The 24,722-nt window shown below is 62.4% G+C and carries 26 protein-coding genes and 1 pseudogene; 21 read left to right on the forward strand and 6 right to left on the reverse strand.

Going from position 1 to position 24,722, the window contains the following annotated elements; translation table 11 throughout:
• Nucleotides 1-37: 37 nt before the first annotated feature.
• The 9 genes from IPJ87_01920 to IPJ87_01960 all read left to right on the forward strand — a co-directional run bounded on the left by IPJ87_01920 (nucleotide 38) and on the right by IPJ87_01960 (nucleotide 5,692).
• Nucleotides 38-412: a hypothetical protein gene (locus tag IPJ87_01920; GenBank protein ID MBK7940630.1), complete on the forward strand. Its 375-nt coding sequence runs from the start codon at nucleotides 38-40 to the stop codon at nucleotides 410-412.
• The gene (locus tag IPJ87_01925) at nucleotides 409-627 is read left to right on the forward strand and encodes a hypothetical protein (GenBank protein ID MBK7940631.1); all 219 of its coding nucleotides are present in this window, start codon (nucleotides 409-411) and stop codon (nucleotides 625-627) included. Before IPJ87_01920 ends, IPJ87_01925 begins: the two co-directional genes overlap by 4 nt.
• Entirely contained in the window at nucleotides 624-1,130 is a 507-nt protein-coding gene (locus tag IPJ87_01930; GenBank protein MBK7940632.1) for a winged helix-turn-helix domain-containing protein, read from the forward strand. Before IPJ87_01925 ends, IPJ87_01930 begins: the two co-directional genes overlap by 4 nt.
• Nucleotides 1,127-1,441, forward strand: coding sequence for a transposase (locus tag IPJ87_01935; GenBank protein ID MBK7940633.1), 315 nt, complete (start codon nucleotides 1,127-1,129; stop codon nucleotides 1,439-1,441). Before IPJ87_01930 ends, IPJ87_01935 begins: the two co-directional genes overlap by 4 nt.
• Nucleotides 1,438-2,607 carry a hypothetical protein gene (locus IPJ87_01940; protein MBK7940634.1) on the forward strand — a complete coding sequence of 390 codons (1,170 nt, stop codon included), beginning with the start codon at nucleotides 1,438-1,440 and terminating at the stop codon, nucleotides 2,605-2,607. Before IPJ87_01935 ends, IPJ87_01940 begins: the two co-directional genes overlap by 4 nt.
• Nucleotides 2,608-2,618: 11 nt before the next feature.
• On the forward strand, nucleotides 2,619-2,981 hold the full coding sequence (locus IPJ87_01945; GenBank protein MBK7940635.1) for a hypothetical protein: 363 nt from the start codon (nucleotides 2,619-2,621) through the stop codon (nucleotides 2,979-2,981).
• A gap of 2 nt (nucleotides 2,982-2,983) precedes the next feature.
• Nucleotides 2,984-3,673, forward strand: a complete 690-nt coding sequence (locus tag IPJ87_01950; protein ID MBK7940636.1) for a hypothetical protein — start codon at nucleotides 2,984-2,986, stop codon at nucleotides 3,671-3,673.
• A 99-nt stretch (nucleotides 3,674-3,772) separates the two neighbouring features.
• On the forward strand, nucleotides 3,773-5,341 hold the full coding sequence (locus IPJ87_01955) for an ATP-binding protein (protein MBK7940637.1): 1,569 nt from the start codon (nucleotides 3,773-3,775) through the stop codon (nucleotides 5,339-5,341).
• A 141-nt stretch (nucleotides 5,342-5,482) separates the two neighbouring features.
• On the forward strand, nucleotides 5,483-5,692 hold the full coding sequence (locus tag IPJ87_01960) for a hypothetical protein (protein ID MBK7940638.1): 210 nt from the start codon (nucleotides 5,483-5,485) through the stop codon (nucleotides 5,690-5,692).
• 60 nt (nucleotides 5,693-5,752) lie between these two features.
• On the opposite strand, the gene IPJ87_01965 is transcribed toward IPJ87_01960, so the two are convergent.
• The 3 genes from IPJ87_01965 to IPJ87_01975 all read right to left on the reverse strand — a co-directional run bounded on the left by IPJ87_01965 (nucleotide 5,753) and on the right by IPJ87_01975 (nucleotide 10,204).
• Entirely contained in the window at nucleotides 5,753-7,999 is a 2,247-nt protein-coding gene (locus IPJ87_01965) for a hypothetical protein (GenBank protein ID MBK7940639.1), read from the reverse strand.
• A gap of 129 nt (nucleotides 8,000-8,128) precedes the next feature.
• The gene (locus IPJ87_01970) at nucleotides 8,129-8,476 is read right to left on the reverse strand and encodes a hypothetical protein (GenBank protein ID MBK7940640.1); all 348 of its coding nucleotides are present in this window, start codon (nucleotides 8,474-8,476) and stop codon (nucleotides 8,129-8,131) included.
• 228 nt (nucleotides 8,477-8,704) lie between these two features.
• Nucleotides 8,705-10,204, reverse strand: a complete 1,500-nt coding sequence (locus IPJ87_01975) for an FAD-binding protein (GenBank protein ID MBK7940641.1) — start codon at nucleotides 10,202-10,204, stop codon at nucleotides 8,705-8,707.
• A 379-nt stretch (nucleotides 10,205-10,583) separates the two neighbouring features.
• Here IPJ87_01975 and IPJ87_01980 point away from each other — a divergent pair, with 379 nt between their 5' ends.
• The 10 genes from IPJ87_01980 to IPJ87_02025 all read left to right on the forward strand — a co-directional run bounded on the left by IPJ87_01980 (nucleotide 10,584) and on the right by IPJ87_02025 (nucleotide 22,075).
• The gene (locus tag IPJ87_01980) at nucleotides 10,584-11,078 is read left to right on the forward strand and encodes a hypothetical protein (GenBank protein ID MBK7940642.1); all 495 of its coding nucleotides are present in this window, start codon (nucleotides 10,584-10,586) and stop codon (nucleotides 11,076-11,078) included.
• Nucleotides 11,075-13,321: a patatin-like phospholipase family protein gene (locus tag IPJ87_01985; protein ID MBK7940643.1), complete on the forward strand. Its 2,247-nt coding sequence runs from the start codon at nucleotides 11,075-11,077 to the stop codon at nucleotides 13,319-13,321. The genes IPJ87_01980 and IPJ87_01985 overlap by 4 nt, the downstream gene beginning before the upstream one ends.
• Nucleotides 13,322-13,603: 282 nt before the next feature.
• On the forward strand, nucleotides 13,604-16,426 hold the full coding sequence (locus IPJ87_01990; protein MBK7940644.1) for a DEAD/DEAH box helicase family protein: 2,823 nt from the start codon (nucleotides 13,604-13,606) through the stop codon (nucleotides 16,424-16,426).
• Between the two features lie 56 nt (nucleotides 16,427-16,482).
• The gene (locus tag IPJ87_01995) at nucleotides 16,483-16,794 is read left to right on the forward strand and encodes a type II toxin-antitoxin system RelE/ParE family toxin (GenBank protein MBK7940645.1); all 312 of its coding nucleotides are present in this window, start codon (nucleotides 16,483-16,485) and stop codon (nucleotides 16,792-16,794) included.
• 20 nt (nucleotides 16,795-16,814) lie between these two features.
• Nucleotides 16,815-17,927 (forward strand): helix-turn-helix domain-containing protein, encoded by a 1,113-nt coding sequence (locus tag IPJ87_02000; GenBank protein ID MBK7940646.1) that lies wholly within the window; start codon nucleotides 16,815-16,817, stop codon nucleotides 17,925-17,927.
• A gap of 13 nt (nucleotides 17,928-17,940) precedes the next feature.
• Entirely contained in the window at nucleotides 17,941-19,311 is a 1,371-nt protein-coding gene (locus IPJ87_02005; GenBank protein MBK7940647.1) for a restriction endonuclease subunit S, read from the forward strand.
• 13 nt (nucleotides 19,312-19,324) lie between these two features.
• Nucleotides 19,325-20,995 (forward strand): hypothetical protein, encoded by a 1,671-nt coding sequence (locus IPJ87_02010; GenBank protein ID MBK7940648.1) that lies wholly within the window; start codon nucleotides 19,325-19,327, stop codon nucleotides 20,993-20,995.
• Nucleotides 20,992-21,354, forward strand: coding sequence for a hypothetical protein (locus IPJ87_02015; protein MBK7940649.1), 363 nt, complete (start codon nucleotides 20,992-20,994; stop codon nucleotides 21,352-21,354). The genes IPJ87_02010 and IPJ87_02015 overlap by 4 nt, the downstream gene beginning before the upstream one ends.
• A 47-nt stretch (nucleotides 21,355-21,401) precedes the next feature.
• Nucleotides 21,402-21,629 carry a hypothetical protein gene (locus IPJ87_02020; GenBank protein MBK7940650.1) on the forward strand — a complete coding sequence of 76 codons (228 nt, stop codon included), beginning with the start codon at nucleotides 21,402-21,404 and terminating at the stop codon, nucleotides 21,627-21,629.
• A gap of 77 nt (nucleotides 21,630-21,706) precedes the next feature.
• Entirely contained in the window at nucleotides 21,707-22,075 is a 369-nt protein-coding gene (locus IPJ87_02025; GenBank protein MBK7940651.1) for a hypothetical protein, read from the forward strand.
• Between the two features lie 21 nt (nucleotides 22,076-22,096).
• On the opposite strand, the gene IPJ87_02030 is transcribed toward IPJ87_02025, so the two are convergent.
• Nucleotides 22,097-22,420 carry a hypothetical protein gene (locus IPJ87_02030; protein MBK7940652.1) on the reverse strand — a complete coding sequence of 108 codons (324 nt, stop codon included), beginning with the start codon at nucleotides 22,418-22,420 and terminating at the stop codon, nucleotides 22,097-22,099.
• A gap of 167 nt (nucleotides 22,421-22,587) precedes the next feature.
• On the opposite strand from IPJ87_02030, the pseudogene IPJ87_02035 reads away from it, so the two are divergent.
• Nucleotides 22,588-23,440: pseudogene (locus IPJ87_02035) on the forward strand (GIY-YIG nuclease family protein).
• Nucleotides 23,437-23,760 carry a hypothetical protein gene (locus IPJ87_02040; protein ID MBK7940653.1) on the forward strand — a complete coding sequence of 108 codons (324 nt, stop codon included), beginning with the start codon at nucleotides 23,437-23,439 and terminating at the stop codon, nucleotides 23,758-23,760. Before IPJ87_02035 ends, IPJ87_02040 begins: the two are co-directional and overlap by 4 nt.
• Nucleotides 23,761-23,836: 76 nt before the next feature.
• Here IPJ87_02040 and IPJ87_02045 read toward each other — a convergent pair whose 3' ends face one another.
• Both IPJ87_02045 and IPJ87_02050 read right to left on the reverse strand, forming a co-directional pair.
• Nucleotides 23,837-24,283 (reverse strand): hypothetical protein, encoded by a 447-nt coding sequence (locus IPJ87_02045; protein ID MBK7940654.1) that lies wholly within the window; start codon nucleotides 24,281-24,283, stop codon nucleotides 23,837-23,839.
• Nucleotides 24,283-24,720 carry a helix-turn-helix transcriptional regulator gene (locus IPJ87_02050; protein MBK7940655.1) on the reverse strand — a complete coding sequence of 146 codons (438 nt, stop codon included), beginning with the start codon at nucleotides 24,718-24,720 and terminating at the stop codon, nucleotides 24,283-24,285. Before IPJ87_02050 ends, IPJ87_02045 begins: the two co-directional genes overlap by 1 nt.
• Nucleotides 24,721-24,722: the final 2 nt, after the last annotated feature.

A 24,722-nucleotide genomic window follows, 5' to 3' on the forward strand; every position in this document is an offset into this window, starting at 1 on the left:
GCACCGGATGTGAAAATCCATTGAACGAGGCGAACTCGTGCCCGATGATATCGACCCGCCCATACTCAAGACCGGAAAAGCCATGAGATCCTCCTATGAACACAGTATCGTTGTGCTATTGGTCAGCCTCATGCTGGTCGGCCAAACCCTGGGCCAGTCGCGTGTCACCTTCGACGCCAGTGATCCGGGCTCCAATCACATACTCCCGTTCGATCGGTATTTCACGCTCACGATCAAGAACGTGAGTACCCTGGGCGGTGGGGAGCCGATCGGTTTCCGCATCTACGAGCTGCCTCGCAAGCGGACGAGCTATCTGGCACAGGCGAATGACAATGAGATGCGGACCATACTTACTGAGACGGTGACAAAGAAGCGGTCGATCGGCACGATCTGTGGATCGAGCTTGACATGAAGCGAACAGATGCGCGAAGCCTCAGCGATGAGGCGCTGAACGAACGATTGCGGCAGGCGGTGCGCTGCCGCTTGCAAGGTTGCGGGCTGAAAGAGTCTTCCGCGCTGTGCAGCCTTGGGCTGACGGCGGCCAATGATGCTTGGCAACGCTATCAGCGCGGGGATGGAGAGCCGTTGAGGTATGCCGCAGCGGGCGGCCGCAAGGCAGCGGCATGATCCTGACGCAAGAGCAGCAGAAGCAGACACTTCGGCTGATCGCTGACAAGATGCCCGATCAATTGAAGTTGCCCTATGCGCTGTGGTCACGCAAGGCCATCGCGCTGTTGATCAAAGAACGCTTCGGCGTAGTGCTGCCCGAACGCACGATGACCGACTACTTGAGCCGTTGGGGCTTCAGCGCACAGAAGCCGATGCGCCGCGCAGCAGAACAGCGGCCCGAACTGGTGCGCAAGTGGCGTGAAGAGGTCTATCCGGCGATCAAGCGCAGGGCCGAATTGGAGGGCGCGGACATCCATTGGGGGGATGAGACCGGCCTGCGCAATGATGATGTGCGTGGACGGAGCTTCGCCAAGCGTGGCAAGACGCCGGTGGTGCGTGTGCTGAACAAGCGCTTCGGCCGTTCGATCATCTCCACCATCACCAATCGCGGCCAGATGCGGTGGATGGTCTTCAAGGGCGCCCTTGATGCGGAGATCTTCCAGATTTCCTCGCACGTTTGATCAAAGGGGCAAAGCGCAAGGTGTTCCTCATCCTGGACAACCTGCCGGTGCATCATGCCAAAGTCCTGCGCCCATGGCTGGAAAAGCACAAGGAGCGCATCGAACTGTTCTTCATGCCGGGCTACTCACCCGAACTCAACCCCGTGGAGGTGGCCAATGCCGACCTGAAGAAGAACGTGACCAGCGCTCCGCCGCCGCGCACCGAGGAGCAACTCGTTGAGAACATCTTGGCCCATTACCGAAGCGTGTCCAAGAAGCCCAAGCACATCAAAAGCTACTTCGGTCACCCCGATGTTCGATATGCCGCATGAAACCGGATCTTCACCACCGGCTCAGTAATGATTGTCGGCACTATGAGGTCAATGATCTACCGGTGATCGGCGATAGCGTTTCCGTGCCTCAACTGCTGCTCCTTAAGCCCAACAAAGACTACTATGTCGAGCTGACCGGTCGCCGGAGCTTGACGGAAGGGGAGAAGGACCGGGTGCGTGGCGCATTGCGCACTTCGGGCTTGGATCTGGGAAAAGTGACCTATGAGACCATGACGACCCGTGTTTCCTTCTTGAGTGAAGTGGTCGATGGTTCCTTCAATGGCTATCTGGATGCAGTGATCACGGCATACCTGAATGAGGCCGCTCGCAATATCGCGCAAAAGGGGATGGGCGTGGATGATGTGCAGATAGCCGCTTTGCGCACCGATGCGGGAGCCGCACTGGATAGTGCGCTGGCAGAATGGGATACGGCCATCCGGAACATTGTGCTGGACGATCCGGGCCTCCGGACCACGAACGCGGAAGCAAAGAGGATCGCTCGGACCATGGCCCGCCTACTTCAGAGCGATCTGGCCACTGTTGCCGATGTCGATTCGATGCTTGCCTCGGACAAGACCACGTTCAGGAGTGTCGATGGAACGAGTGAAGCGGATCAGGACGAATTGCTGAACACCACGAGGAGCGTGAAGAAGGAGGTGGAACGGCTGCAGGAGGTGCTTGTGGAGAAGGTGGTGATACCCGCCACGTATGGCATCCTGGCGAGCTCATACGACATGAGCACCAAGGAGAATGCTAAGTTCCATTACAGTCTTAATTATGGCGGTATATATGACATATATGGTGATAAGTTCCGGATGTTCACAACCATTAATTTCTTCTTACGTCCGATCGATCATGCGCTTCCGCTCGATGTCTACAATTACTCCATCGGTCAATGGCTTCTGGCGCGTGGGTCAGTTTGCATCGGGCTTACGGACAATAGCATGAATGACCCAGGCTCTGACAAGCGCGGTATCGTCGGTGATCGGGCGCTGCTATTGGGTGCGGGTTTACGGGTCCTCAGCTTCGCCACGCTCAATGGCGGCGTGCTGATGTACGAGCAGGATGATCGCAACCCATTGGTCACGGACTATGGCATGAAGTTCACTCCGTACGTCGGACTCTCTGCCAGCCTGGAACTCAAGAACATCTTCGGCCTGAAGTAACCACCACCGTCATGTGCATCCAACTTCGTTCCTTCAAGTGTGAGCCGGCCACCCTGCGCTGCGGCTTGAACGATGTGACGTTCATCATCACCTACAACAACCCTGATCATCCTGGGCAGCGGATCAACGGCCTCATTGAGAGCACCCGACCGGCAGACCCCTATCGGTTCGTGCTGAGCACGGGGAGCGAGGTTACCGCCAAAGAGTTCCAGCATACCCTGCAGGCCGGACAGGGCGAGATCCGGATCCCTGCACAGCTGAAGGTCACGGCCGGGAATTGTGATGGGAGAGGGCGCATCCAGTTCGGGGTGGAGTATCGCTTGAGCGCAGGCGCGAGCAACTGTGAAGGTCGTGTCACCCTGATCCGGTTCTGATCATGAAACATCCGCACATTCTGTTCATGGTCCTCTTGGTGGGCCTTGGTGCCTGCAAGGAAGAGGTCCAAATCGTGGACGTTGACGACCTGGCCCGCATGGACAGCGGGGGTGTGACCGAGCTCCCCGCCGATGGGGCCAGCACCATCGTTATCCGGTTGGTCCTTGATGCACGCACCGACACATCCATCAAGACCGCATTGTTCACCACCGACCGGGGTTCGTTCCCGGGCGGCGCAACCTATCTGGCCACCATCAGGAGCGATCGCACCGCGTCAGCCACGCTGACGAGCGGGCGCGAGGCGGGGCCTTGTTCGGTGACCGCCGAGGTGGCCACGCTAACACTAGCGCATGAGCTGGAACTGGTGACCGCACGGCCACATAGCATTCAACTCTCGTTGTCCACATACACAGTGGATACGATGGTGAACGCGCCTGTCACGATCATGCTGCAGGCTGACCGTACCATCGGGGCGCCCTCGGAGGGCCAATCCGTCGTCTTCAGCTTCGCGCCGGATACAAGTGCGCAGGGTCTGGTCCTCCCGGGTTACGGGAACATCGATGAGCTGGGTAGATGCTCGGTCGTGGTTGACAATCCGTTCAAACGAGTGGGCGTATATCAGATCACGGCACGGATGATCGGTGCGGCAGGGGATACGCTACACGCTACCCGGACTTTGCAGTACGAATAGGTGTACCTATCCCGACCACAACGGACACACCAGGCGATGAGAAGGAAGTCGGCGACCCGCGCAAGTGGATCATTTGGCATAAGTTGATACTTCACGTTCATGAAACACAAGGTACATCAGCAGCAGCGTTTGGAGGCGTCGTCAAGAAGCCTGATCCAACCTTTCGGAGAGGTCTGCTTCGAGAACGAGAGCCTGAGACTTGGGGATCATTGGGACAACTATTATTTTGAACACCTGCGCTTCGTCGCAGAATCGCTGGACCCCGAGAAGTACTTGATCGTTGGACGTCGGGGAAGCGGGAAGTCATCGCTCTTGGAGCACTTCAAGTATCAGACCCGCTATAAGAATGCAGGATGCATCATTGTGAACAATGATCATGATTACTATGAGGAGATGTTCAGGGTGAGCTCTGAACTGCACGTTCAGAGCTCGCGTCTCAAGAAGTTGGTCTCGGTATGGGAGCATGTCTTCTGGCAGCTGGCATTCACCAAATTGCGCGAGCGGGAGCCGCGCTTGGATAACGTACTGGATCCGATCGAAGAGCATGCGGGATTCGCGAGCATTGTCAAGAGCGTGGTCGCTGGGGTCTTGTCCAAGTTCGCCATGGAGAACGCCTCTGCCGTTATCGATGCCGTAAGCAAAAGACTTCAAAGCACCCGGATGGTGGAGGCACGGGAGATGGCGTTGGCCGTCACTTCGAAATACCCGCTGTTCATCGCGATCGATTCACGGGAGCAGTACGAGGTGCGGAGCCAGGAAGAGATGCAGATCACGGCAGCGCTCATCGAATGCGCCTCCCGCTTCAATCTGCAATATGCCGGCCGAGGGTTGCACATCAAAGTATGTGTCGCTGACGAGGTCTTCCCTTACATCAAGGAGGACGCCATATCGAACACGGCGAAGCACATCCGTGATCCCCTGTTCATCACGTGGAGGCCCAAGGACCTGATGCGCTTGATCTGCTGGCGGTTGCACAAATACCTGGTCACCGTGGGGCTGCCGCACATCAGCGAACAGGAGGTGAATTGGGATTCGTTCGAGGATATCCATGCCAAGATCTGGCTCAGGCATTTTGATGAGAAACTGCTCAACCGATGCGGAATTGAGGAGCGGTCGTGGCCATACGTGCTCAGACACACACACCTGAAGCCTCGACAACTGGTTCAATTGTGTAATCGTATCGCGCGACTGGCGGGGGAGCGGAACGAGTTCCCGCGGTTCACTGGTGCCACGATACGCGACGCCGTTCGGCAGTGCGAGGTGGATCTGGCAGATGAATTGATCAATTCCTATCGGTCCGTATACCCAAGGATCGGTGAGATCATCTCGGCGTTGGAAGGAGCTCCGGTCGAGTTCAAGGCCAACTTCCTGGATCGTATGGCTCATCGAACAGCAGGCCAATGGCCGGACCGGACATACTCCGCGTATGAGTTCAAGAAGTTGGTCATGGAACTGGGTGTGGTCGGACGCAGGAGAGGGTATACCGATGAGAAGACCTGTATCCTTCGGGCGGATTTCGAGTACTTTTTCGATGATAGGATATACTTGACCGAGAGCGATCATTGTGTGATCCATCCGATGTTCTTCGCCAAGCTGAACATCAATAGGACCGATCCCAAACGCATTTGTATCTATCCGTTCCCGGAAAACAAGGAGTTCATCAATTGATCGATGGTGCTGCTTATAACCAAGGCTCGGAAGAGGTGCCGATCGCGTGTGTTCGCCAGAGCTGTTAGGGGGGGGGGGGACGAAGAAGCGTGGTGCTCAGGCGGCGCGGCCCTGGCCCATCGCTATCTGGCGGGCGAGAGCATGGCCCATCCGGTGAGCGTGCTGCGCACTCGTGCCGTGTGCCAGGCCGCCCCGGAGGCGGACCGCGCCCGCCGGCGGTCCGAACGTGAGCGGGAGAAGGCGCGCTGGCATGCCTGGTGGCGATGGAGCGGGCGCAGCATCGCGCTGGGTTCCGCGGCCCTGGCCTGCGGCATCGTGTCCATCGCGGTGGGCTTCGCGCCCACCTGGTGAACGGCCGCGCACGAAAAGGCCGCACCGCCGGAGCGGTGCGGCCTATCGTTGCGGGGGTGGTCACTTCACCGAGGCGAGGCGCTTCTCGGTGCTGCGGATCACGCGGTCGAGCACGGCGCGCTGCTTCATCAGGTCGATCGATGTGCTGAGCAGCTTGCGTGCCTCGGTCGCGTTGCCGTCCTCGGCGGCGGCGAGGGCCAGCGTGTTCAACTGGGCGAAGAAGCGGATGTGCCCGAAGGTGTCGGCGCTGCGCTCGGGCGACTTCAGCAACGCGGCGCGTTGCCGCTTCACGGCCTGCTCCACGTTCTTCTTGCCCGAGCGTACGGCGAGCGCGCCGCCGTCGGCGGTCACCAGTTGTTTGAACTGGCGCAGCTGCGGGCTGGAGAGGGCCACGGCCGCGTGCAGGGCCGCCGGGTTGTCCGGCAGCCGCTCGGCCACCTCCTCCAGGGTCCGCATGCCGTCCTTCAGGGCCGGGGCGCCCTGGAAGGCGAGGGCGCGGGCCACCTCCTCGGTGAACCAGTCGCCGGCCACGCGCGCCTCCTCGGCACTGGCGGCCGGAGCCACGTGGATGCGCAGCGCGTTGCTGATCACCACCTGGCCTTCCACCTGCACCGCCGCCTGGATGGTGTAGAATCCGGGCTCGTCGATCACCCAGCCCTCCGGCGTGGCGCTCACCGGGTGCGCACCGTACACCGAGGCACCGTGCTTCAGATCATCGCCGTGGTGCTCGTGGCAGCGCGTGATCAGCGGCCGCCAGGGCTTCACCAGGCCGCCATCGCGCTGGATCAGCAGGCTGATGTGCCGTCCGTCGGACAGGTGGTCGGCGTCGACCACCGCCGCTCGCCCGGTGAGGTTGGTGAGCTTCAGCTCCAGATGCACCGGCTCCAGGAAGCGGAAGCTGTTGGACATCTTGTTGGGCCGGATCCGAAGGCTCCACGGGGCTAGGGCGTCGGGGGCCTCGAAGCCGTGGTCGGCGAACCAGGCCGAGTTGCCCATCTGTACGAAGCGCCGCGGGGCGTGCCGCATGAACAGCAGCTCCTGGTCGGAGAAGCGGAAGCGGAAATCCTCGAAGAAGGCACGCTCGCCGCCGCTCACGTTGTACGGGTAGTTCATGAAGGTGCGCGCCTCGGGTTCGTCCGTCAGCGGTACCCACGGGTTGCCGTAGGGCGCACCGAGGGACTTCTGCCAGCTATGCGCCAGGTTGAAGCCGTGGCCCATCTCGTGCACCGCCGTCCAGAACTGCATGCGCCGGCGCCAGGCCGCGGCCTGCGGATCGCCGGCCGGGGCGTCCTGGATGAAGCTGTCGGTGAAGATGGCCGTGCCCTGCCGGTGGTTGGGGCCGATGTCGTCGAACATGATCCCGCCCAGGCTGCGGCCCGAGTCGTGGCGCGCGGCGTACAGCACCCACATGGCCCACTGCGGCCGGTCGGCGAACAGCGACCAGTAGGTCACCATCGCGTTGTGCATCTCGCTGTCGCTCCACGTGCCGTTCGCTCCGGCGTCGGCCACCGGGATGGTGGAGGTGCCGGAGGACATGCGCACGTCGAACCCGGCGCGCTGGTACACCGTGGCCAGGGAGAGCGTCTCATCGGGCAGGTCGGCCGGCCGCACATCGTGCGAGCCCGTGTCATAGCTGGTCACCACGGTGCCGGCGTTGGACACCTGGTCCACTTCGAAGTTCACCGCATCGAAGTAGCGCGAGCGGAAGTGGAGAGTGAAGGTGCGCTTGGTGGTGCCGGCCCCGTGGAGCGTGATGCTGTAGGCCCCGTATCCTTTGCCGGTGGTGCGCTTCGCCCGGAAGGTGATGCGGTCCCCCGGGAACGCGGAGGTGTCGCCGTCGCGGTACACGATCTCGGCATGCACCACACGGTTGTTGAAGCCCACGCACAGGTCGCTCGTGACCTCGGCGATCACATGGGCCCGCTGCATGGGGAACCGGCGCGACAGCTCGACGGAGATCCGGCGTTGCGGATAGAAGCGGTCGACGTCCACGCGCACGGTGAGCTGCGGATCGAACGGCAGCGGCGAAATGCCGACGGGCATGATCGGTGGCATGGGCCTGCTGGTGCTGTAGCGGCCGCTCACGGGTCCGCACACGCGGAAGGGCGGGACGGGTGGGAACGGACCGGGCTTCACGGGCAGGTCGGGCACACCCGGGAAGGGCGGCCGGTCCGGCGGGAAGGGAGGAGGGAGCGGTGGCAGGGGAGGCAGCGGGGGCAGCGGCCCGTCGGGCACGGGCGTGAAGCTCTCGGGGCCGTCGTCCAGGCTGCCGTCCACATGGTCCGGATGCCGGTCATCGGGGATCAACCGCTCCGGCGGCGGTGCCGGTGCAGTGGCCTCCCCTCGTTTCGTGGTTCGACGTGTTGCGCTCATGGGAATGGGGGTTTGGGGGTTATGGAACAGGGACCGTCAGGGTCCTTTCATCAGCAGATGGGTTCAGGCATAGCGCGGCGGCGCGGTCATCGGGGCCAGCACGGGCCCATCGGGCGTCAGGTCCGCCGCGATGCCGTACGGGGCCTCCGTGATCACTAAGCGGGCCTCGCGCGCATGCCCCGCCACGGCCACGCGCATCACCGCACCGGACCGCACGGCCACGCGCACCACATCGGCCAGGCCGGTCTGCACCCGCGAGCGGGGATGCAGCGTGGCCACCAGGTGGTCGTCGCACCACAACCGCAGCTCCTCCCCGGCGAAGCCTTCGCGCAGGTGCACCTCCACCTCGGTGGTGTAGTGCTGTGCGTCCTTCGATGCTCGATCACGCGGTCTGCGGGGGCGGGGCGGCATGGTGGTCAGGGTGTTGAAGCCGGTGCATACAAAGCCAACCGATCCACGGCCGTTCCACAAGAGGGGAAACCACTGGATGCACCCACGGATTTCCACGTGGGTGAGGCATGTGGTTCCACAAGGGACAGGCATGTGTTTCCACGTGTGTCCGCTCCGGGTGCGCACGCCGCAGCGCACCACCGATGCGGGCCGGCGGGATGCGTGGATCAACGTGAAGGGGCCGTCGCCCTAGGGGCCCAGCAAGCGCTCGGTGAAGGCGTTGGCGAAGCGGCGTTCCGGGTCGAAGCGGTCGCGCTGCCGTGCCCACGCGTCGAAGCGCGGGTAGCACCGCCGGATGTGCGCGTGGTCGAACACCTCGTTGCGCTTGCCCCAATGCGGGATGGCGCCGTGCTTCTTCAGGTACTGCTGCACGCGGCCCACGCAGTTGGAGTTGCCGTAGGCGTCGCGCAGCACCGGTGCGTCCACGTAGCACACGTCGCGCTCGTGCTCCGGCGTCAGCCAATGCGCCGAGCGCCGCACGAAGCGCAGGCCCACCGGCGACGACAGGTGGAACCCGTGGCGCGCATGCAGCTCACGCAGCATGTCCAGCAGGCCGTCCACCACGTCGAGGTAGTGCTCTCCGCCGGGCGCCTGCCGCAGCGGCAGCGCGTTCTCCGTATCGTAGGCGCGGAGCTTCAGGTGGGCCGCGCCCTGGTAGAACACGCGGTGGGCCGTCTGCGTGTAGCCCTTGTCGCGCTGGCCGCGGATCGCCGAGCGCAGCAACCGACCGATGCGCTCGGGACGCCGGTTCAGCCGCCACACGAGCAGCCAGTAGGTGAAGCGGAAGTGGCCGGCGAGCAGCAGCAGCGGATTGCGGATCGCGTTGTTCAGCCAGCCTATACCGAACAGCAGGTCCTCGCGCAGCCGGCGCACACGGTCGATCGCCGCCACGCGTTGGTGCGTCATCACCAGCGTGGTCTCGCGGCCGGGCTCCTCGTACGGGTTGATCTGCACGAACACGCCGCTGTAGCGGTCGAGCAGCCCGTTGCGCAGCTCGTCCTTCGTGCGCGTCCAGTCGCTCTCGCGCCGCACCTCCTTCAGGAAGTAGGTGGGCTCGGCCTCCAGCACCATGCTGTGCACCAGGCCCAGTGCGCCCATGCTCACCACGGCGCTGTGGAAGGCCTCATCGTCCTGCAGCAGCAGGGGGCCGTTGGCGGGCCCGCGCGCGGGGTCGCTGAAGCCGGCGGAGGGCTCGATGCGGATGCTGTGCGCCATCGGACCATCGGCCACCACCAGCACCAGCGAGCGCACCATCCGGCTCAACGCGCCGTAGTCCATGGACGAGCCGTGCGTGCCGGTGAGGATGGCACCCACCACCGACTGCCCGTTGTAGCCGCCCATCGCGCGGATGCTGAGCCCCATGCGGTCAAGCGCGGTGTTGAGGTCGCGCACGCGCACGCCCGCCTCCACCTCCACGTACGGGCCCGGCGTGCGTGCGGCCGTGTAGGCGGCGATGCGGTCCAGGCGCGCGGTGTCCACCAGCACGTCCTCGGTGAAGGGCGCATCGCTGCTGCTGTGGCCGCGCCCCACGGCACGCACGCGCAGGCCCAGCGCGCGGGCCTCGTTCACCACGCGTTCCAGGTCCGCCAGCGTGCGCGGCCGCTCCAGGCGCAGCGGATGCAGTTCGGTCGTGTAGGTGCTGTTCCACCATTGGTCGCGGCCGCGGATCGGTCGGGGAGCGTGGGGCATGGGAGGATCGGTTGGCCGAAACACGAAGCTCTGCCGACCATTCATACCCACCAAGCGAAAAGGGCAGTGATTTCCACGTGGAGGGGGCAGGGAATTCCACGTGGGTCACCCACGTGATTCCCCCCTGGTCCGGAACCATCTTTCTTCGTATGCGATCGCGGCCGTTCATCGCCCGGAGCGAGGGGGTGCACGCTCCGCATCCCGCGCCGGCCGAAGGTCCCGCACGGTCATCGCACTGCCGTTCACCGCCGGTCGGCCCATGTGCGGCCGGCCGCAGTGAACGGAGGTGGTGCTGCCGCGTTCCACCGACGCGCTTCCCCGGATCGCGACGGCCGGGTACTTTCAGGCCGCGATGGGCAGCACAGGAAAGCGACGAGTGATGCGCATCGCGCGCGTCAGCCTGGTGGCGATCGCAGCGGTGCTGCTGGTATCCTTGATGCGCTGCTCCTTTCTGCAGGCACCGGTCGCGCTGCCCTGCACCACGGCTGGGGACGCCGTCGCGATCACGCTCGTGCGTGCGGACAGGGCATGGACCACGATCGCCCGCGTGGAGGCCGGCCGGTGCTACCGGCTGCAGGCCTTCGGGTCGTGGCGTGATGGAGGCCTCAAGCCCTGTTCGGCCAATGGCCTGGACCCCGCGGGGTGGTCCCTGCTGCACGGCCTGCTCATCGCCCCCTACGCGCCGTGGTTCAGCCTCATCGGCCGGGTGGGCGGCGATGGCGATCCCTTCCCGATCGGCACGGACCGCGTGTGGACGGCCCCGGCCTCCGGCGTGCTTTCCGCCTGCGCCAACGATGTGCCCGGCTTCGCGTTCAACAACCGCGGTCCCTTGGTGCTGCTCATCCGGCCGCATCCCATCCCGACCGTCCCATGATGCGGCTGCTTCACCTTGGCCTCCGTTGGTGGGACCGTCATCACCTCAGCGAGCGCCTGCGCGCCCTGGCGGTGTTCCTGCCGGGTGTGTTGCTCGTGGTGGTCATCCATGTGCTGTTCCTGCAGCTCGACCAGGGCCGCGACCTGGTGCGCCTCACCCTGGAGCACCCCCTGCGCCGCGGGGTCCTGGGCCTCGCCGTCATCGCCCTCGCATATGTATCATGGTATGGCGCCCGCGTCGTCGCCTTCCTCCGCTGGGCGCGCACCGGCCGCCATCCCCGCATCCGCAGCGTGCTGCCGCGCCTCATCGGCCACGGCACCTATATGGCCGCCCTGGTGGCCGTGGTGCGCGCGGGCAACGGGCTGCAGCAGTGGACCTGCGAATGCCCGGTGATCCTCACCGTGTCGCTCGACGCGGTGTGGTTCGTCGTCCTCACCCGCCTCTGCCACGCCCTGCGCGTGCGGGTGCGGGCGCGCCTCATCGGCGCCGTGCGCGGCGACCGGGCCGCCGTTCCCCGCAAGCTGGCCCGGCTGCGCGTCCAGCTCCACGCCCTGCTCTTCATCGGCCCGTTGGTGCTCGTGGTGTCGGGTCAGGACACGCGGCTGCAGCTCCCCGGGCTGCCGTGGCTTGTGCCGGTGGCCATGCTCGTGCTGATGCAAAGCGCGTTCGGCGTGCTGGTCAACCTCCGCAGCCAGTGGCTGCCGGTGATCCACCCTCGTGTGCCGCGGCCCGGAGCGCCGTGGCCGTTCCTGTTCCCCGGCAGGGAGGAGGAGCACCGGCCGCAGCATCACGACATGCTGCCCTACGACCATGAGCTGAGCCACTTCCGGCGGTTCAACCTGATCGCCACGGGGCTCCTGGCGGCGCACCTGCTCTTGTGGGCCTTCCCTGCGGCGGCACCCGCGGTGGGGGGGCTCGGCATCGCCTGGGCGGGCTTCGCGCTCATCACCGGCCTGGTGAACCTGCTGCGGGTGCTCGGCCGTCGCACGGGCCTGCCCATCGGGCTCGGGCTGCTGGGGCTTGTGCTCCTGATGGGCGCCGTGCGCGATCACCACGCCGTGCACCTGCACACGGAGAAAGCCCCCGTGCGCGACGAACGGCCCGACATCGCGCAGGCCTTGTCGAACTGGTATAGGCGTCAACCGCAGGGCCGGAAGGGCCCACTGCCCATGGTCTTCGTGCTGGCCGATGGCGGTGCCAGCCGCAGCGGCCATTGGGTGCTGCGCGTGCTGGACACCCTGGGCCGGGCCGAACCGTGCTTCCCGGTGAAGCTCTTCGCCCTCAGCGGCACCAGCGGCGGCGCCGTGGGGCTCGCGGCCTATCACCTGGACCTGCGTCTTGCCGACGCGAACGGCAGCATGGGTACCACGCACAGCAGCCTGCGCGCCGACCTGCTGAGCCCCACGCTCGCCCACCTGCTCGGCCCCGACCTGCTCAACCTGGGCGGTGGCCTCTGGCCCGATCGCGCGCGCGCGCTGGAGCAGGCCCTCGAACGGGCCGACAGCGCCTGGGGACGACCGGTGCGCGCCGTGTTCAACCGGTATGCGGACACGCTGCCCCTGCTCTTCCTCAACACCACTCGCGTGCACGATGGCCTGCCCGGCGTGATCGCCAGCATGCGGCTCTGTGGCGACAGCGACGCGGTGAGCCGCCGCACCGACCTGCTCGCCCAACGCTTCGCCGGCGATGCGGACCTGGCCTTCAGCACCGCCGCCATCCTCAGCGCGCGCTTCCCCTACATGAGCCCCGCCGGCGGCTTGTACTTCAACGGCCGGTGGAACCACTATGTGGACGGCGGTTACTTCGACAACAGCGGCGCCGGCATCGTCACCGAGATCCTGCGCCACATCGCCACCCTGCGCATGAACAGCCCGGACACCGCGTGGATCCAGCGCGTGCGGCCCGTGGTGCTGCACATCAGCAACACGGCGCCCGATCGTCCGGACGGCGGTGAGGGCCGCCTGCACACCCTGGCCAACGACCTGGCCGCACCGCTGCTCACCGTGCTGGGCACCTACACCGCACAGACCGGCATCAACGACGAGCGCCTGCGCGCCGAGCTGCGCCATAGCTTCCGCTGCGACACCTGCTATGTGGACATCAACCTCTACGAGCAGGCCGCCGACATGGACTTCACCATGAGCTGGAGCATGAGCCGCCAGATGCAGGACTCGCTGGACGCGCTCGCCCGCCGGCACCCCAAGGTGACCACCGCCCTGCGCCGCATGCGTTCGGCACCGTGAATTGCACATCGGCACCCACGTAGTTTCACGGGGGTCCACCCACGGGTTTCCACGTGGGTCCGGATCAGGGGAATTTCGTAGCGCCACCCGGCGAAGGACAGGGCTACGGTCCTGGGTCCTCGGTCCAGGGCCCGCGCCCGGCGCGGGCGGGGCGGGTTCTTGGGTTTTCGGTAGGTAGGTGGGGAGGCAGGCGGAGCCCGCACGGTCGGCCTGGTCGGCAGGGATGAGCGGCTGATGGAACCTCTTTCACAGTTCACATGCAGCGGATAATTTCCCAGCGCGATGAGCCCCCTCACCCCCGAACAACTCGCCCGCGAGCGCATCGACCAGATGCTCGCGGCTTCGGGCTGGGCCGTGCAGGATAAGCAGGCCCTCAACCCCTCGGCATCACTCGGCGTGGCCGTGCGCGAGTACGACACCGACGTGGGCCCCGCCGACTACATCCTCTTCGTAGACCGTGTGCCCGTGGGCGTGGTGGAGGCCAAGAAGCCCACCGAGGCCGAGAAGTTCACCGTGCACGAGGAGCAGGCCACCGGCTATGCCAGCGCCAAGCTGCGCTGGACCATCGGCCAGAGCAATCTGCCCTTCATCTACCTCAGTACCGGCGAGGTCACCCGGCATTGGGATATGCGCGACCCCAAGCCCCGCGCCCGCGAGGTGTTCAGCTTCCACCGGCCGGAGAGTTTGCAGGAATGGCTGAAGGAGGATAGCCTGCGCACGCGCCTCACCAAGTTCCCCGGGCTCGACCCCGCAGGACTGCGCAGCTGCCAGGTGAACGCCATCACCAACCTGGAGAAGAGCCTCAGCCAGAACAAGCCGCGCGCGCTGGTGCAGATGGCCACTGGCAGCGGCAAGACCTTCACCGCCATCACCAGCGTGTACCGCCTGTTGAAGCCGCCTGTGCGCATGCGCCGCGTGCTCTTCCTGGTGGACACCAAGAACCTGGGCGAACAGGCCGAGCAGGAGTTCCAGAGCTACACGCCCAACGACGACAAGCGCAAGTTCACCGAGCTGTATGCCGTGCAGCGGCTCAGCAGCAGCTTCATCGACCCCGGCGCGCAGGTGTGCATCAGCACCATCCAGCGCATGTACAGCATCCTGCAAGGGGTGGAGATGGCCGAGGGCGCCGAAGAGGCGCCAGCGGCCGACGTGGCCCGCGCGATGGCCGTAGCGGCGACGCATGCGTCGCCCGTGAACGGCCATGGCGCCACCGACGCCGCGCGTACGCCGCCCCCTGTTGCATACAATCCCTCGATCCCGCCCGAGTTCTTCGACCTCATCATCATCGACGAGTGCCACCGCAGCATCTACAACCTGTGGCGGCAGGTGCTGGAGTACTTCGATGCCTACCTGGTGGGCCTCACCGCCACACCCGATGCGCGCACCTACGCCTTCTTCAACGAGAACGTGGTGAGCGAGTACACCCACGAGCAGGCCGTGGCCGATGGCGTGAACGTGGGGCACGACGCCTACGTGATCGAGACCAAGGTGACCCAACAGGGCGCGGAGATCAAGGCGCAGCAGTACATCGACAAGCGCGACCGCCTCACACGCACCAAGCGCTGGGAGCAGGCCGATGAGGACGTGCGCTACACCGGCACCCAGCTGGACCGCGATGTAGTGAACCCCAGCCAGATCCGCACCGTGATCAAGGCCTTCAAGCAGGCGGTGGAAACGGAGATCTTCCCCCACCGCACCGAGGTGCCCAAGACGCTCATCTTCGCCAAGACCGACAGCCACGCGGACGACATCATCCAGATCGTGCGCGAGGAATACGGCGAGGGCAACGAGTTCTGCAAGAAGATCACCTACAGCACGGAGGAGGACCCCAAGAGCCTGCTGGCCCGCTTCCGCAACGATTACCACCCGCGCGTCGCCGTCACGGTGGACATGATCGCCACCGGCACGGATGTGCGGCCGCTGGAGCTGCTCCTCTTCATGCGCGATGTGAAGAGCAAGAACTACTTCGAGCAGATGAAGGGCCGCGGCACGCGCACCCTGGATGCCGACGGCCTGCGCAAGGTGACCCCCAGCGCCACCACCAACAAAACGCACTTCGTGATCGTGGACGCCGTGGGCGTGCTGGAGAGCTGCAAGACCGACAGCCGTCCGCTGGAGCGCAAGCCCGGTGTGAGCCTGAAAGACCTGATGATGCAAGTGGTGCTGGGCCATCGCGACGAGGACACGCTCACCAGTTTGGCCAACCGCCTTACGCGCATGGAGAAGCAGCTGGCGCCGAAGGAGAAGGAGCAGTTCCAGGAGAAGGCCGGTGGGCGCAGCATCCAGCAGGTGGTGCATGGGTTGCTGGAAGCGCACGACCCCGACACCGTGGCCGCGCACCCCGGCACCGATCTGCCGAAGCGAGCTACCGTGGTATTTGACGATGCCGCCTTCCGCGAGTACGTGGAGAACGCCCGCAAGAAGTACGAGCAGCTCATCGACACCGTGAACCGCGACGAGGTGCTCTACGCCGGTCCGCAGGGCCGCGTGCAGGAGCAGGCCGCCGCCGTGGTGCAGACCTTCAAGGACTTCCTCGCCGCCAAGCGCGACACCCTCACCGCCCTGCGCATCTACTACAGCCAGCCCTACCGCCGCAAGGAGCTCACCTTCCAGATGGTAACCGAACTGGCGGAGGAATTGGCGAAGCCCCCGTTCAACCTCACCGTGGTGCGGGTGTGGGACGCTTACGAGCGGGGCGCGGCTTCGGGCCATGGGCCTCGTGGCTCGGGCACTGGCGCAGACGTGCCCGAGGCCCGGAGCCCGAAGCCCGCGGCCTCCTTCCAACGACAGCTCACCGACCTCGTCTCCTTGATACGGTATGAGTTAAAGATCGACGACACGCTACGCCCCTACGCCGACACCGTGCGCAAGAACTTCCAGGAATGGGCCTTCCGCAAGCAGGCGGGACAGATCAAATACACCGAGGCGCAGATGGCCTGGCTGCACCTGGTGCGCGACCACATCGCCACCAGCGTACACCTGGACCGCGACGACCTGGAGCTGGGCACCATGGGCCAGCAGGGCGGCTTGGCGAAGATGTACCAGCTCTTTGGCGAGGAGATGGATACCCTTATTGATGAGTTGAACGAAACGTTGGCGGCGTGAGAATGTGATGTTGCGGATTAACCCCATAGTACTATATTTGCCAAACACATTGTGGTGTGAAGGTCAGCATTGAGAACAAGCACCTTCTTGAACTGTACACGACCGGCGCCTCGCGGAAGTACCGCGTGCCGGACAACGTGGCCGTGGAGTTCGTCGCAGCGGTGCGCGAACTGCAATCCGCTGTCACGATACACGACATCTGGAGGCAGCATCCCAAGCGGAAGTTCGAACGGCTCAAAGGCCACGCGAACCGCTACTCGATGCGCCTGAACAAGCAATACCGGCTGGAACTGTCGGTGGTCTGGTCCAACACGGAAAAGACCACGGGCGAGTTCACCGTCGAGGACCTGAGCAACCACTACGACTGAGCCCCAACACCCCATCCGCCATGGCCGACCTGAGCCAACTCAAACCCTTCATCAACCTGCCGCCGGGGCATTTCATTAAAGACCGGCTGGAAGAGCGCGAATGGACGCAGGAAGAACTGGCCGCTGTGCTGGACATCACCCCCAAACACCTGGGCCAGGTGATGAGCGGCGAGAAGCAGCTGACCTATGACCTCGCGCAGAAACTCGGTACCGCCTTCGAAACCAGTGCCCAGTTCTGGACCAACCTCTACCTGAGCTACCTGAAGTGGGAAGAGAAGGAGGATCCCGAGCTGGAGGATACGGAAGTGCGCAGCAGCATCCACTCGCGCATGCCCATCAAGGACATGGTGAAGAAGAAGTGGATACCGTCCTGCCGCACCGTGAAGGAGCTGAAGAAGCAGGCCCTGGGCTATTGGGACATCAAGGAACTGGACTTCACCTTCATCGACGAACAGTTCACCCCCTGCCTCAACCGCAAGAGCGAGGCCTACAACCAGTTCAATGCCAGCTATGCCGCCACTTGGTACCGCAAGGCGCAGTTGGTGGCCAAGGAATACAAGGTGCCCGCGTACAACGAGGCCAAGCTGAGCACGCTGGCCAGCGGCCTGCACCGCTTCACACCGGACGAGGCCAACATCCCCGAGTTCATCAACGGGCTGCAAGCCTGTGGGGTGAAGTTCTTCGTGCTGCCCCACTTGGAGAAGACCTACCTGGATGGGGCCGCCTTCATGGACGGCAAGCACCCGGTGGTGGTGTACACCGCCCGCTACAAGCGCATAGACAACTTCTGGTTCACCGTGGCGCACGAGATCGCCCACGTGCTGAAGCACCTGGGGCCGAACTGCCCCTTTGTGCTGGACGACCTGAAGCGCGGCGATGTGGACAAACTGGAACGCGAGGCGAACCAGCTGGCCGGCAAGTGGCTGAAGCACCCGGAAGCATTGGACTGGATCGACGAGAATACCGCAACCTACCTGACCCGGGAGAAGGTGTTGGCCTGTGCGGAGGCCGTGGCCATCCACCCCAGCATCATCATCGGGGCGCTCTCGCACCGCGGTACCATCAGCCACCGCAACCTGCACCTGTTCAATGGCAATGTGCTGGAGGTGATCCCGGAGATGTACCAGCATTGAAATGAACGGTGGAATGATCGAAGCGCTCCTGAATACCACAGAGGTACTGCCAAAGGGTTGGCGACTCGTCCAGCTAGGCGATGTGCTGTCCGATATCATTGGAGGAGGCACGCCTTCACGCGAGGTCGAGCGCTATTGGAACGGCGACATCCCATGGATCACGGTGAAGGATATGCGCACCCGAAGGCCCGAAGCCATCCAGGAGCATATCACCGAAGCAGGGGTGAACGAATGCGCGACGAACATCATTCCTGCGGATACTGTGATCACCGCCACGCGTGTGGGCTTGGGCAAGGTTGTCCGCGTACCCTACCCGGCGGCGATCAACCAGGACCTCAAAGCGCTGATCGTTGGACCTGATCTGGACAAGGACTATTTGGAGTGGTGGATAATTTCTCAAGCCAACCACATCGAGTCCATTGGTTCTGGTACGACCGTGAAGGGTATCCGACTGAACCAGTTGAAGGAACTGCAGATCCCCCTCGCCCCGCTCCCCCAGCAGCGTCGTATCGTGGAAGCGATCGAGCTGCAGCTGGGCCGGCTGGATGCGGCGGTGGCGCGGCTGCAGGGGGCCAAGGCCCGGTTGAAACGGTACAAGCAGGCGGTGTTGAAGGCGGCGGTGGAGGGGAGGTTGACGGAGGAGTGGAGGGATAAGAACCCGGATATTGAAAGCGCCGAGCGGATTGTTGAGCGGATACAAGAAAGACGGGCGACGATTGAGAGGACCAGTCGAAAGACCAAGACTTCCACACCTGCGGAACTAGACTTGGACAGTCTACCATCGCTGCCTGAAGGATGGATGTGGTCAACACTACCTCAACTCGGCGAACTGAACCGGGGGAAGTCAAAGCATAGGCCAAGGGATGATAAGCGTCTATACGGCGGACCATATCCCTTCATACAGACAGGTGATGTTCGGTATGCAAACGGAAGGCTCACTGAGTTCACATCGACCTACTCGGAGTTCGGTCTAGCTCAAAGCCGACTCTGGCCAGCTGGAACGATGTGCATTACGATCGCGGCGAACATTGCGGATACCGCGGTGCTTGAGTTCGATGCGTGCTTCCCCGACAGTGTCGTTGGGTTCATTCCGGAAGAAGACTCCATAGATGTCCACTTCGCCGAACTCTACATACGGACAGTGAAGCAAGACATCGAGCGCTATGCGCCGGCAACTGCCCAGAAGAACATCAATCTGGAGGTGCTTCGTGACGTTGCTATTGCATTACCGCCAAGGGCTGAACAAGCCGAGATCATGCGGATAGCTAACTCCATCCTGACCACCACAGACGAAACGGAAGCCACCCTCGACGCGCAGCTGCAGCAGGCGGTGCGGTTGCGGCAGGCGGTGTTGAAGCGGGCGTTTGAGGGGAGGTTGGTTTGAACCTTTTGCCGCCATGCCCCTGATACGCGAATACGGCCTAACACTCATTCACTGGAGTGATGCGGCAGATGAAAGGATATGGAGGACATTATCTACGCATATCATTGAACGGTTCGGAAGCGGTCCATTCGCTCGCACAGACGAAGTTGTGCCGATTTTCTTTGAGGCACTGAAGTGGATGCTTGGTCAGTTTCGAGATAAGACTGCGTCTGAGCTCTCTTCAGGGTTCTACAAGACACTGGTAGGGCTTTACGAGAATACGGTTCCTCTTATTGAACACGTCAGCGATGGCTCAGGATTCGAGAATATATCCATCGACGACTTCACCCAGAATAGAAGTTCCCTGCGGCTACTCATCGAGCGGGCATGTGAACTCGAACTTGTACGCACAAGTGATGAAACCCCCATTGCGGCCCGACGGATGGAGAAGATTGAGGAACTGCTTGTCATCGGGAAGTGGGCCTTCACCTTCTCGGAGTTGATTGCGATGGATAAACTCCTTGGAGAAGGCTATGAGGTCCATGTCGCCGATGGGCTCATTCGACTGGAGGAACCGATGCGGTTCGGACAGGTTCTGAAGCACATTAAACAGCAGGTGCAGCGCCTGATGTCCCAAGCCTTAGTCGATACCAGTGGGGCCCAAGACCTCAAGGTCGCATTGAAGGACTGTCTGGGAGTCGAGTACGACAGGAATGCTGGACTCGTACCAGCATACAAGACAATCCACTCCAGCGGCTTCCCAATCCTACAAGACGTCAAGTACGATGAACTGATTGAGCGTTTCGCGGAACAGTCTGGTTTCCCTCTTGAGGGCACAAAGACCTTCTATGCTGGTTTGACTCTTTCAATCACGAGCAAGGAGAGCCTTGAGAACATCATCTACAAGCCGCACTCGAACAAGAGGTACATGAACAGACCAGTCCTCAAGTGGTCCATCAATGGTGAGCCGAGGGCGATAGTAGGACCTCAGAAATGGGCCGAGAGTATAGTGCTTGCGATAACCAACGCCGTACAATGGGCCACAATAGCCGATGAGTGGAAGGCCAATCAGTGCTTGAGCACTTTCGTACTACGAAAGAGTGATGAGCACGACAAGCTACTTGAGGATCCAGTGGAACAATTGCTCAAGGATCACGGTGTGAAGTACTCTCGCAATGTCACTCGGTTGCGTGCGGCCAACGGTGCGGGCACCAGCGTCGATGAAGCGGGACTCGGAGAAATAGACTTTCTCTACCTCAATGAAATGACGAAAACGCTCTGTGTCGTTGATTGCAAGTACCATCGACGGCATAGTAACATGGTAGGATTCTCAGGGGATTACTCCAAGTTCGTCAAGGACTATGAGCCCAAGTTGAAGCGGAAGGTTGATTGGTATCAGAAGAATATGCTTCTCGTTCAAGAACACTTCGCCCAAGTGTACCCAGCCAACCCTTTAGACCTATCAAAATACAAGGTGGAAGGTTCTTTCATAGTGAACAATCCGACGTACTATTCCTTCAACGGGTCTTACCGGGCGTATTCCATTCAAGAGTTCCGGGAGTTGATGGATGGCACCCTTAAGGATGCCATATTCTACATCGAGGATGGTGACAGCGTTGCCATCATTCAACGACCATACTTCCAGAAACCGATACAGCTTGACTTCACTGGTCTTGACCTGGATGAAACACCAAACACCAAATGACCGAGATACAACCCTTCGAGCAGCTTCATTCTGATGAACGGGAACGGATTCTTCAGAACCGAATCTCGACTAGACTAACAGCTCTGCGAACCACACTCGGGTTCGAAGACCTCGGCAAGGACTCGGCGGTGATCGACCCAACCACGGATTTTGAGGCGCCACCGATTGTTATGGATGAGAAGCATCTTGCTCAGATTCTCGTGTATTCACCACCGACGCATGCTGGCCGCTGGATTCGGACCCTTGTTCGTATCTACCTCGCATGGGGTAGGGTGCACTACCGGCAACTTGAACAAGACAAGTTCCTCGTTACCGTGACCTTTCCACCTATCCCGGCCGCAGGCGCTGCTGACGAATAGGTCATGCAACCCGAGTAACACACCATCCAGCAAGCCCACATCCACCCATGACCCAACCCTTCAGCGTGCGCATCTTCCTGGTGGATGGCGACCCGGCCGGCATCAAGGTGGTGGAGAAGAGCAATTGGACCGGCGTGGGGTTGGTCTTCCCCCAGAGCCTGTTCGGCAAGGCCAAGGCCCGGCCGGAGCTGCTGCGCACCGGCGTGTACGTGCTGGTGGGCCCCGGCGAGAGCGCCCAGCCGCGGATCCATTGCCGAGGAAGTGCCACGCGATGAGATTCCTGATAAGTTCAATGCCGCCCGACCGGACGCTCATTCACCCCTGAAAGACAACACCCCAAAACCACGCCCTCATGCCCCTAATCGATGTCCAATTCAACTTGCTCAGCACGCAATGCTGTTTTGCCCTGTACAATGGCTCACTTACTGGTGCGGGCAACGTTCAGATGTACTTCGTGGACAATGGCCAGACCGTGGTGGATACGCAGGCCGCGGGTACGACCCGCTATTACCATATCCAACAGAGCACCGCAGGCGGTTGGCTTCGATTGCAATGGGATACACCGGACAATGTGCTGCTCTTGTTCGCACAGTGCAACGACGGCCTGAGCCAGGTGGTCGTGAACGGCGGTGCACCGGTGAACATACCGGTGGGCACATGCCCGTTCACGCCGGCATTGACCAAAGAAGAACCGAACCTCCGCGTTGAGGCGGGAAGTTGAACGGAAGCGAAAGTGACCGGGTCAAAGATGTCCACCGCGCTTCAACCACTTGCGCCGGAAGCGATAAAGCTCAGCCTCCGACATGGAGCCTTGCGCGAACTCGGTGTAATTGCCGGTCACCCGCCACTCTTGCCCTGTCCAGAAGATCGACTTGTTCCAGAACAGACCGAAGTGGTAGGTGCCCTGGGCATCCTGCGTGGTAACGAAGTCGCCATTGCCAACGCTGAGCGGAAAGCTCGTTGGATAGTCCCGGTCCTTCAAGTGTTTGCCCTTCGCATTGAACACCTTGATTGTCTGTTCTCCAAGTGGAGAAGCTTTGCTGGGTCGGGTGGTTCTCTTGGCCATGATGGAGGTTGGGTGGTTGCGAGCTCTAAGGTAGCCTTCGTTGAAACCGCACCAAGCTTGTCAGGGACCAGCCAGTGCATTACGCGGCGGAACATGCTGGAATTGGGCCTCACATCGAAAGACACGCCGATCCGGAGGACCAGCCTCCAACAACTCCGCACACGATCATGACCCAACCCTTCAGCGTGCGCATCTTCCTGGTGGATGGCGACCCGGCCGGCATCAAGGTGGTGGAGAAGAGCAATTGGACCGGCGTGGGGCTGGTGTTCCCCCAGAGCCTGTTCGGCAAGGCCAAGGCACGGCCGGAGCTGCTGCGCACCGGCGTGTACGTGTTGGTGGGCCCGGGCGAGAGCGCCCAGCGCCCGCGCGTGTACATCGGCGAGGGCGACCCTATTTTACCCCGCCTCAACCAGCACGAACTGAAGAAGGACTGGTGGACCCATGCCGTCTGCTTCACCAGCAAGGACCAGAATCTGAACAAGGCGCACATCCAATACCTGGAGTCGCGCCTGGTGGAGCTGGCCGCCGCCGCCAAGCGCTGCGACCTGGACAACGGCAACACGCCCCAGCCCCCCAGCCTCAGCGAAGCTGACCGCGCCGATGCCGAGGGCTTCCTGCAAGATGTCCTGCTCTGCATGCCCATCCTGGGTCATGCCTTCTTCGAGCAGGCCAGCCAGGCCAAAGCCATCAGTCAGCGCTACCACCTGAGCGCACGTGGGGTGCAAGCCGAGGGCTTCGAGAGCTCGGAGGGCTTTGTGGTGGTGAAGGGGTCGCAGATCGCTTCTGACGATGTCCCCAGCATGCAGGCGTACCTCCGCGAGATGCGAGCGGCATTGGAGAAGGATGGCTTGCTGACCGTGGAGGGGGCGCTTCATCCTAACGCAGGACTACACGTTCGCCAGCCCCAGCACGGCAGCGAGCGTGATGGTGGGGCGGAACATGAACGGCCGCGAGGCGTGGAAGACGAAGGAGGGGCGGACGTTGAAGGAGGTGCAGGAGGGGAACTTGCCTGAAGCATGAGCGCGGGTCCACAGAAACGCACCGAGCATAAGCGAACGCCGGGTGACATTGAGATCACGCGCTTCGAGCTGCTGCGCATCTTCGATGGGGAAGCCGCGGAGGTGGAACTGTTCGAGCGCAAGTACTTCTGCGGCACCTGCCATGTTCCCAACCGCCGCTTGGTGAACTACCGGGTGATGGTGACCAAGCTGAACGACATCGCCTTGCTGGGCACGTGCAGCGGCTGCCACACCATTGCCGCCCGCTACATCGAGACCGGCGAGGACCCGGAGAAGGTGAAGCGGATACGGGCGGTGCTGCGGGAGCGGAAGAAGCGATAGACCCGCAGCTGACACTCAATAACCACAGGACATTGGATGTGCTTATGGCACATCTGCGGCACTTGGCGCAGGGTCATCAATTGCCCTCCAGTGGCAGCTCTGGCGCAAAGGCCTTCACGTCCATCAATGGCAGCAGCGCCCCGTGCAAGGGCGTACCCTTGAACACGCCGAACATGATGCCGCGGGTGGTGGAAATGGCGATGCCATTGAGCGTGGCCATAAGCTCCGGCGGAAGAACGGCGATGCCTTGATCGTTCTTGGGAATGTGCGACGTGTAGTCGGCCAGAGAGAACGACACCACCGCAGCCAGCCTGCCGACCGGCAACGAACTGCGCTGCGTGCTGATGTTCACAGTGACCACGCTAAGGATCCACCCCTGTTCATCGTGGACCAAGTTCTCCAGGTTCACGTTGAAGTTCAGACCAGAAGCCGCCTCCTCCGGCAGCGGTGCGGGGTGGATATGCGCCTCGCGCAGTTCGATCGCATTGATGCTGTATCTATACGGGGGCTTGGGATCGCTCATCAGGCGTAGCAGTGTTGGTGCGTGCCATACAGGAACATCGGTTCGCTAACCGTATTGGTGGTGCCCGTGGCCCGCGAACGGCTCACCAGTTCACCACCTGCGAGATGGGCTTCGCGAGGTATGGTACCCTGCGCAGCAACAATGATGTTGACGCTCTTCGAGAAGATGACCCTGTTCTCCACGGGGCGCACAAGGTCAGCCACGGTCACACCGAGCACGGCTGCGATATCCACCAAGGCGTCCATCGTGAAATTATGCCCACCTGAAAGCCACTTGGTGACCAAGGAGGCACCCTTCAGCTCGCATTGTTCGGCGAGCTGCTTCTTCTGCATGCCGCGTTCGTCGAGCAGGTTGCCAATGCGGGTGGCCACGCGCAGTTTGATCGCCACTTTCTCCTGCTGCTTCGGTGTGATCTGTGCGAGGATGGCGTCCAGCATGG

The organism is Flavobacteriales bacterium (assembly GCA_016713875.1).
Taxonomy (GTDB): domain Bacteria; phylum Bacteroidota; class Bacteroidia; order Flavobacteriales_F; family PHOS-HE28; genus PHOS-HE28.

Coding starts and splice junctions, on each gene's coding strand:
- IPJ87_01925 (MBK7940631.1), top strand. CDS start 409: ATGAAGCGAACAGATGCGCGAAGCCTCAGCGATGAGGCGCTGAACGAA.
- IPJ87_01930 (MBK7940632.1), top strand. CDS start 624: ATGATCCTGACGCAAGAGCAGCAGAAGCAGACACTTCGGCTGATCGCT.
- IPJ87_01940 (MBK7940634.1), top strand. CDS start 1,438: ATGAAACCGGATCTTCACCACCGGCTCAGTAATGATTGTCGGCACTAT.
- IPJ87_01945 (MBK7940635.1), top strand. CDS start 2,619: ATGTGCATCCAACTTCGTTCCTTCAAGTGTGAGCCGGCCACCCTGCGC.
- IPJ87_01950 (MBK7940636.1), top strand. CDS start 2,984: ATGAAACATCCGCACATTCTGTTCATGGTCCTCTTGGTGGGCCTTGGT.
- IPJ87_01955 (MBK7940637.1), top strand. CDS start 3,773: ATGAAACACAAGGTACATCAGCAGCAGCGTTTGGAGGCGTCGTCAAGA.
- IPJ87_01960 (MBK7940638.1), top strand. CDS start 5,483: ATGGCCCATCCGGTGAGCGTGCTGCGCACTCGTGCCGTGTGCCAGGCC.
- IPJ87_01970 (MBK7940640.1), bottom strand. CDS start 8,476: ATGCCGCCCCGCCCCCGCAGACCGCGTGATCGAGCATCGAAGGACGCA.
- IPJ87_01975 (MBK7940641.1), bottom strand. CDS start 10,204: ATGCCCCACGCTCCCCGACCGATCCGCGGCCGCGACCAATGGTGGAAC.
- IPJ87_01980 (MBK7940642.1), top strand. CDS start 10,584: ATGCGCATCGCGCGCGTCAGCCTGGTGGCGATCGCAGCGGTGCTGCTG.
- IPJ87_01985 (MBK7940643.1), top strand. CDS start 11,075: ATGATGCGGCTGCTTCACCTTGGCCTCCGTTGGTGGGACCGTCATCAC.
- IPJ87_01990 (MBK7940644.1), top strand. CDS start 13,604: ATGAGCCCCCTCACCCCCGAACAACTCGCCCGCGAGCGCATCGACCAG.
- IPJ87_02000 (MBK7940646.1), top strand. CDS start 16,815: ATGGCCGACCTGAGCCAACTCAAACCCTTCATCAACCTGCCGCCGGGG.
- IPJ87_02005 (MBK7940647.1), top strand. CDS start 17,941: ATGATCGAAGCGCTCCTGAATACCACAGAGGTACTGCCAAAGGGTTGG.
- IPJ87_02010 (MBK7940648.1), top strand. CDS start 19,325: ATGCCCCTGATACGCGAATACGGCCTAACACTCATTCACTGGAGTGAT.
- IPJ87_02015 (MBK7940649.1), top strand. CDS start 20,992: ATGACCGAGATACAACCCTTCGAGCAGCTTCATTCTGATGAACGGGAA.
- IPJ87_02020 (MBK7940650.1), top strand. CDS start 21,402: ATGACCCAACCCTTCAGCGTGCGCATCTTCCTGGTGGATGGCGACCCG.
- IPJ87_02025 (MBK7940651.1), top strand. CDS start 21,707: ATGCCCCTAATCGATGTCCAATTCAACTTGCTCAGCACGCAATGCTGT.
- IPJ87_02030 (MBK7940652.1), bottom strand. CDS start 22,420: ATGGCCAAGAGAACCACCCGACCCAGCAAAGCTTCTCCACTTGGAGAA.
- IPJ87_02040 (MBK7940653.1), top strand. CDS start 23,437: ATGAGCGCGGGTCCACAGAAACGCACCGAGCATAAGCGAACGCCGGGT.
- IPJ87_02045 (MBK7940654.1), bottom strand. CDS start 24,283: ATGAGCGATCCCAAGCCCCCGTATAGATACAGCATCAATGCGATCGAA.
- IPJ87_02050 (MBK7940655.1), bottom strand. CDS start 24,720: ATGCTGGACGCCATCCTCGCACAGATCACACCGAAGCAGCAGGAGAAA.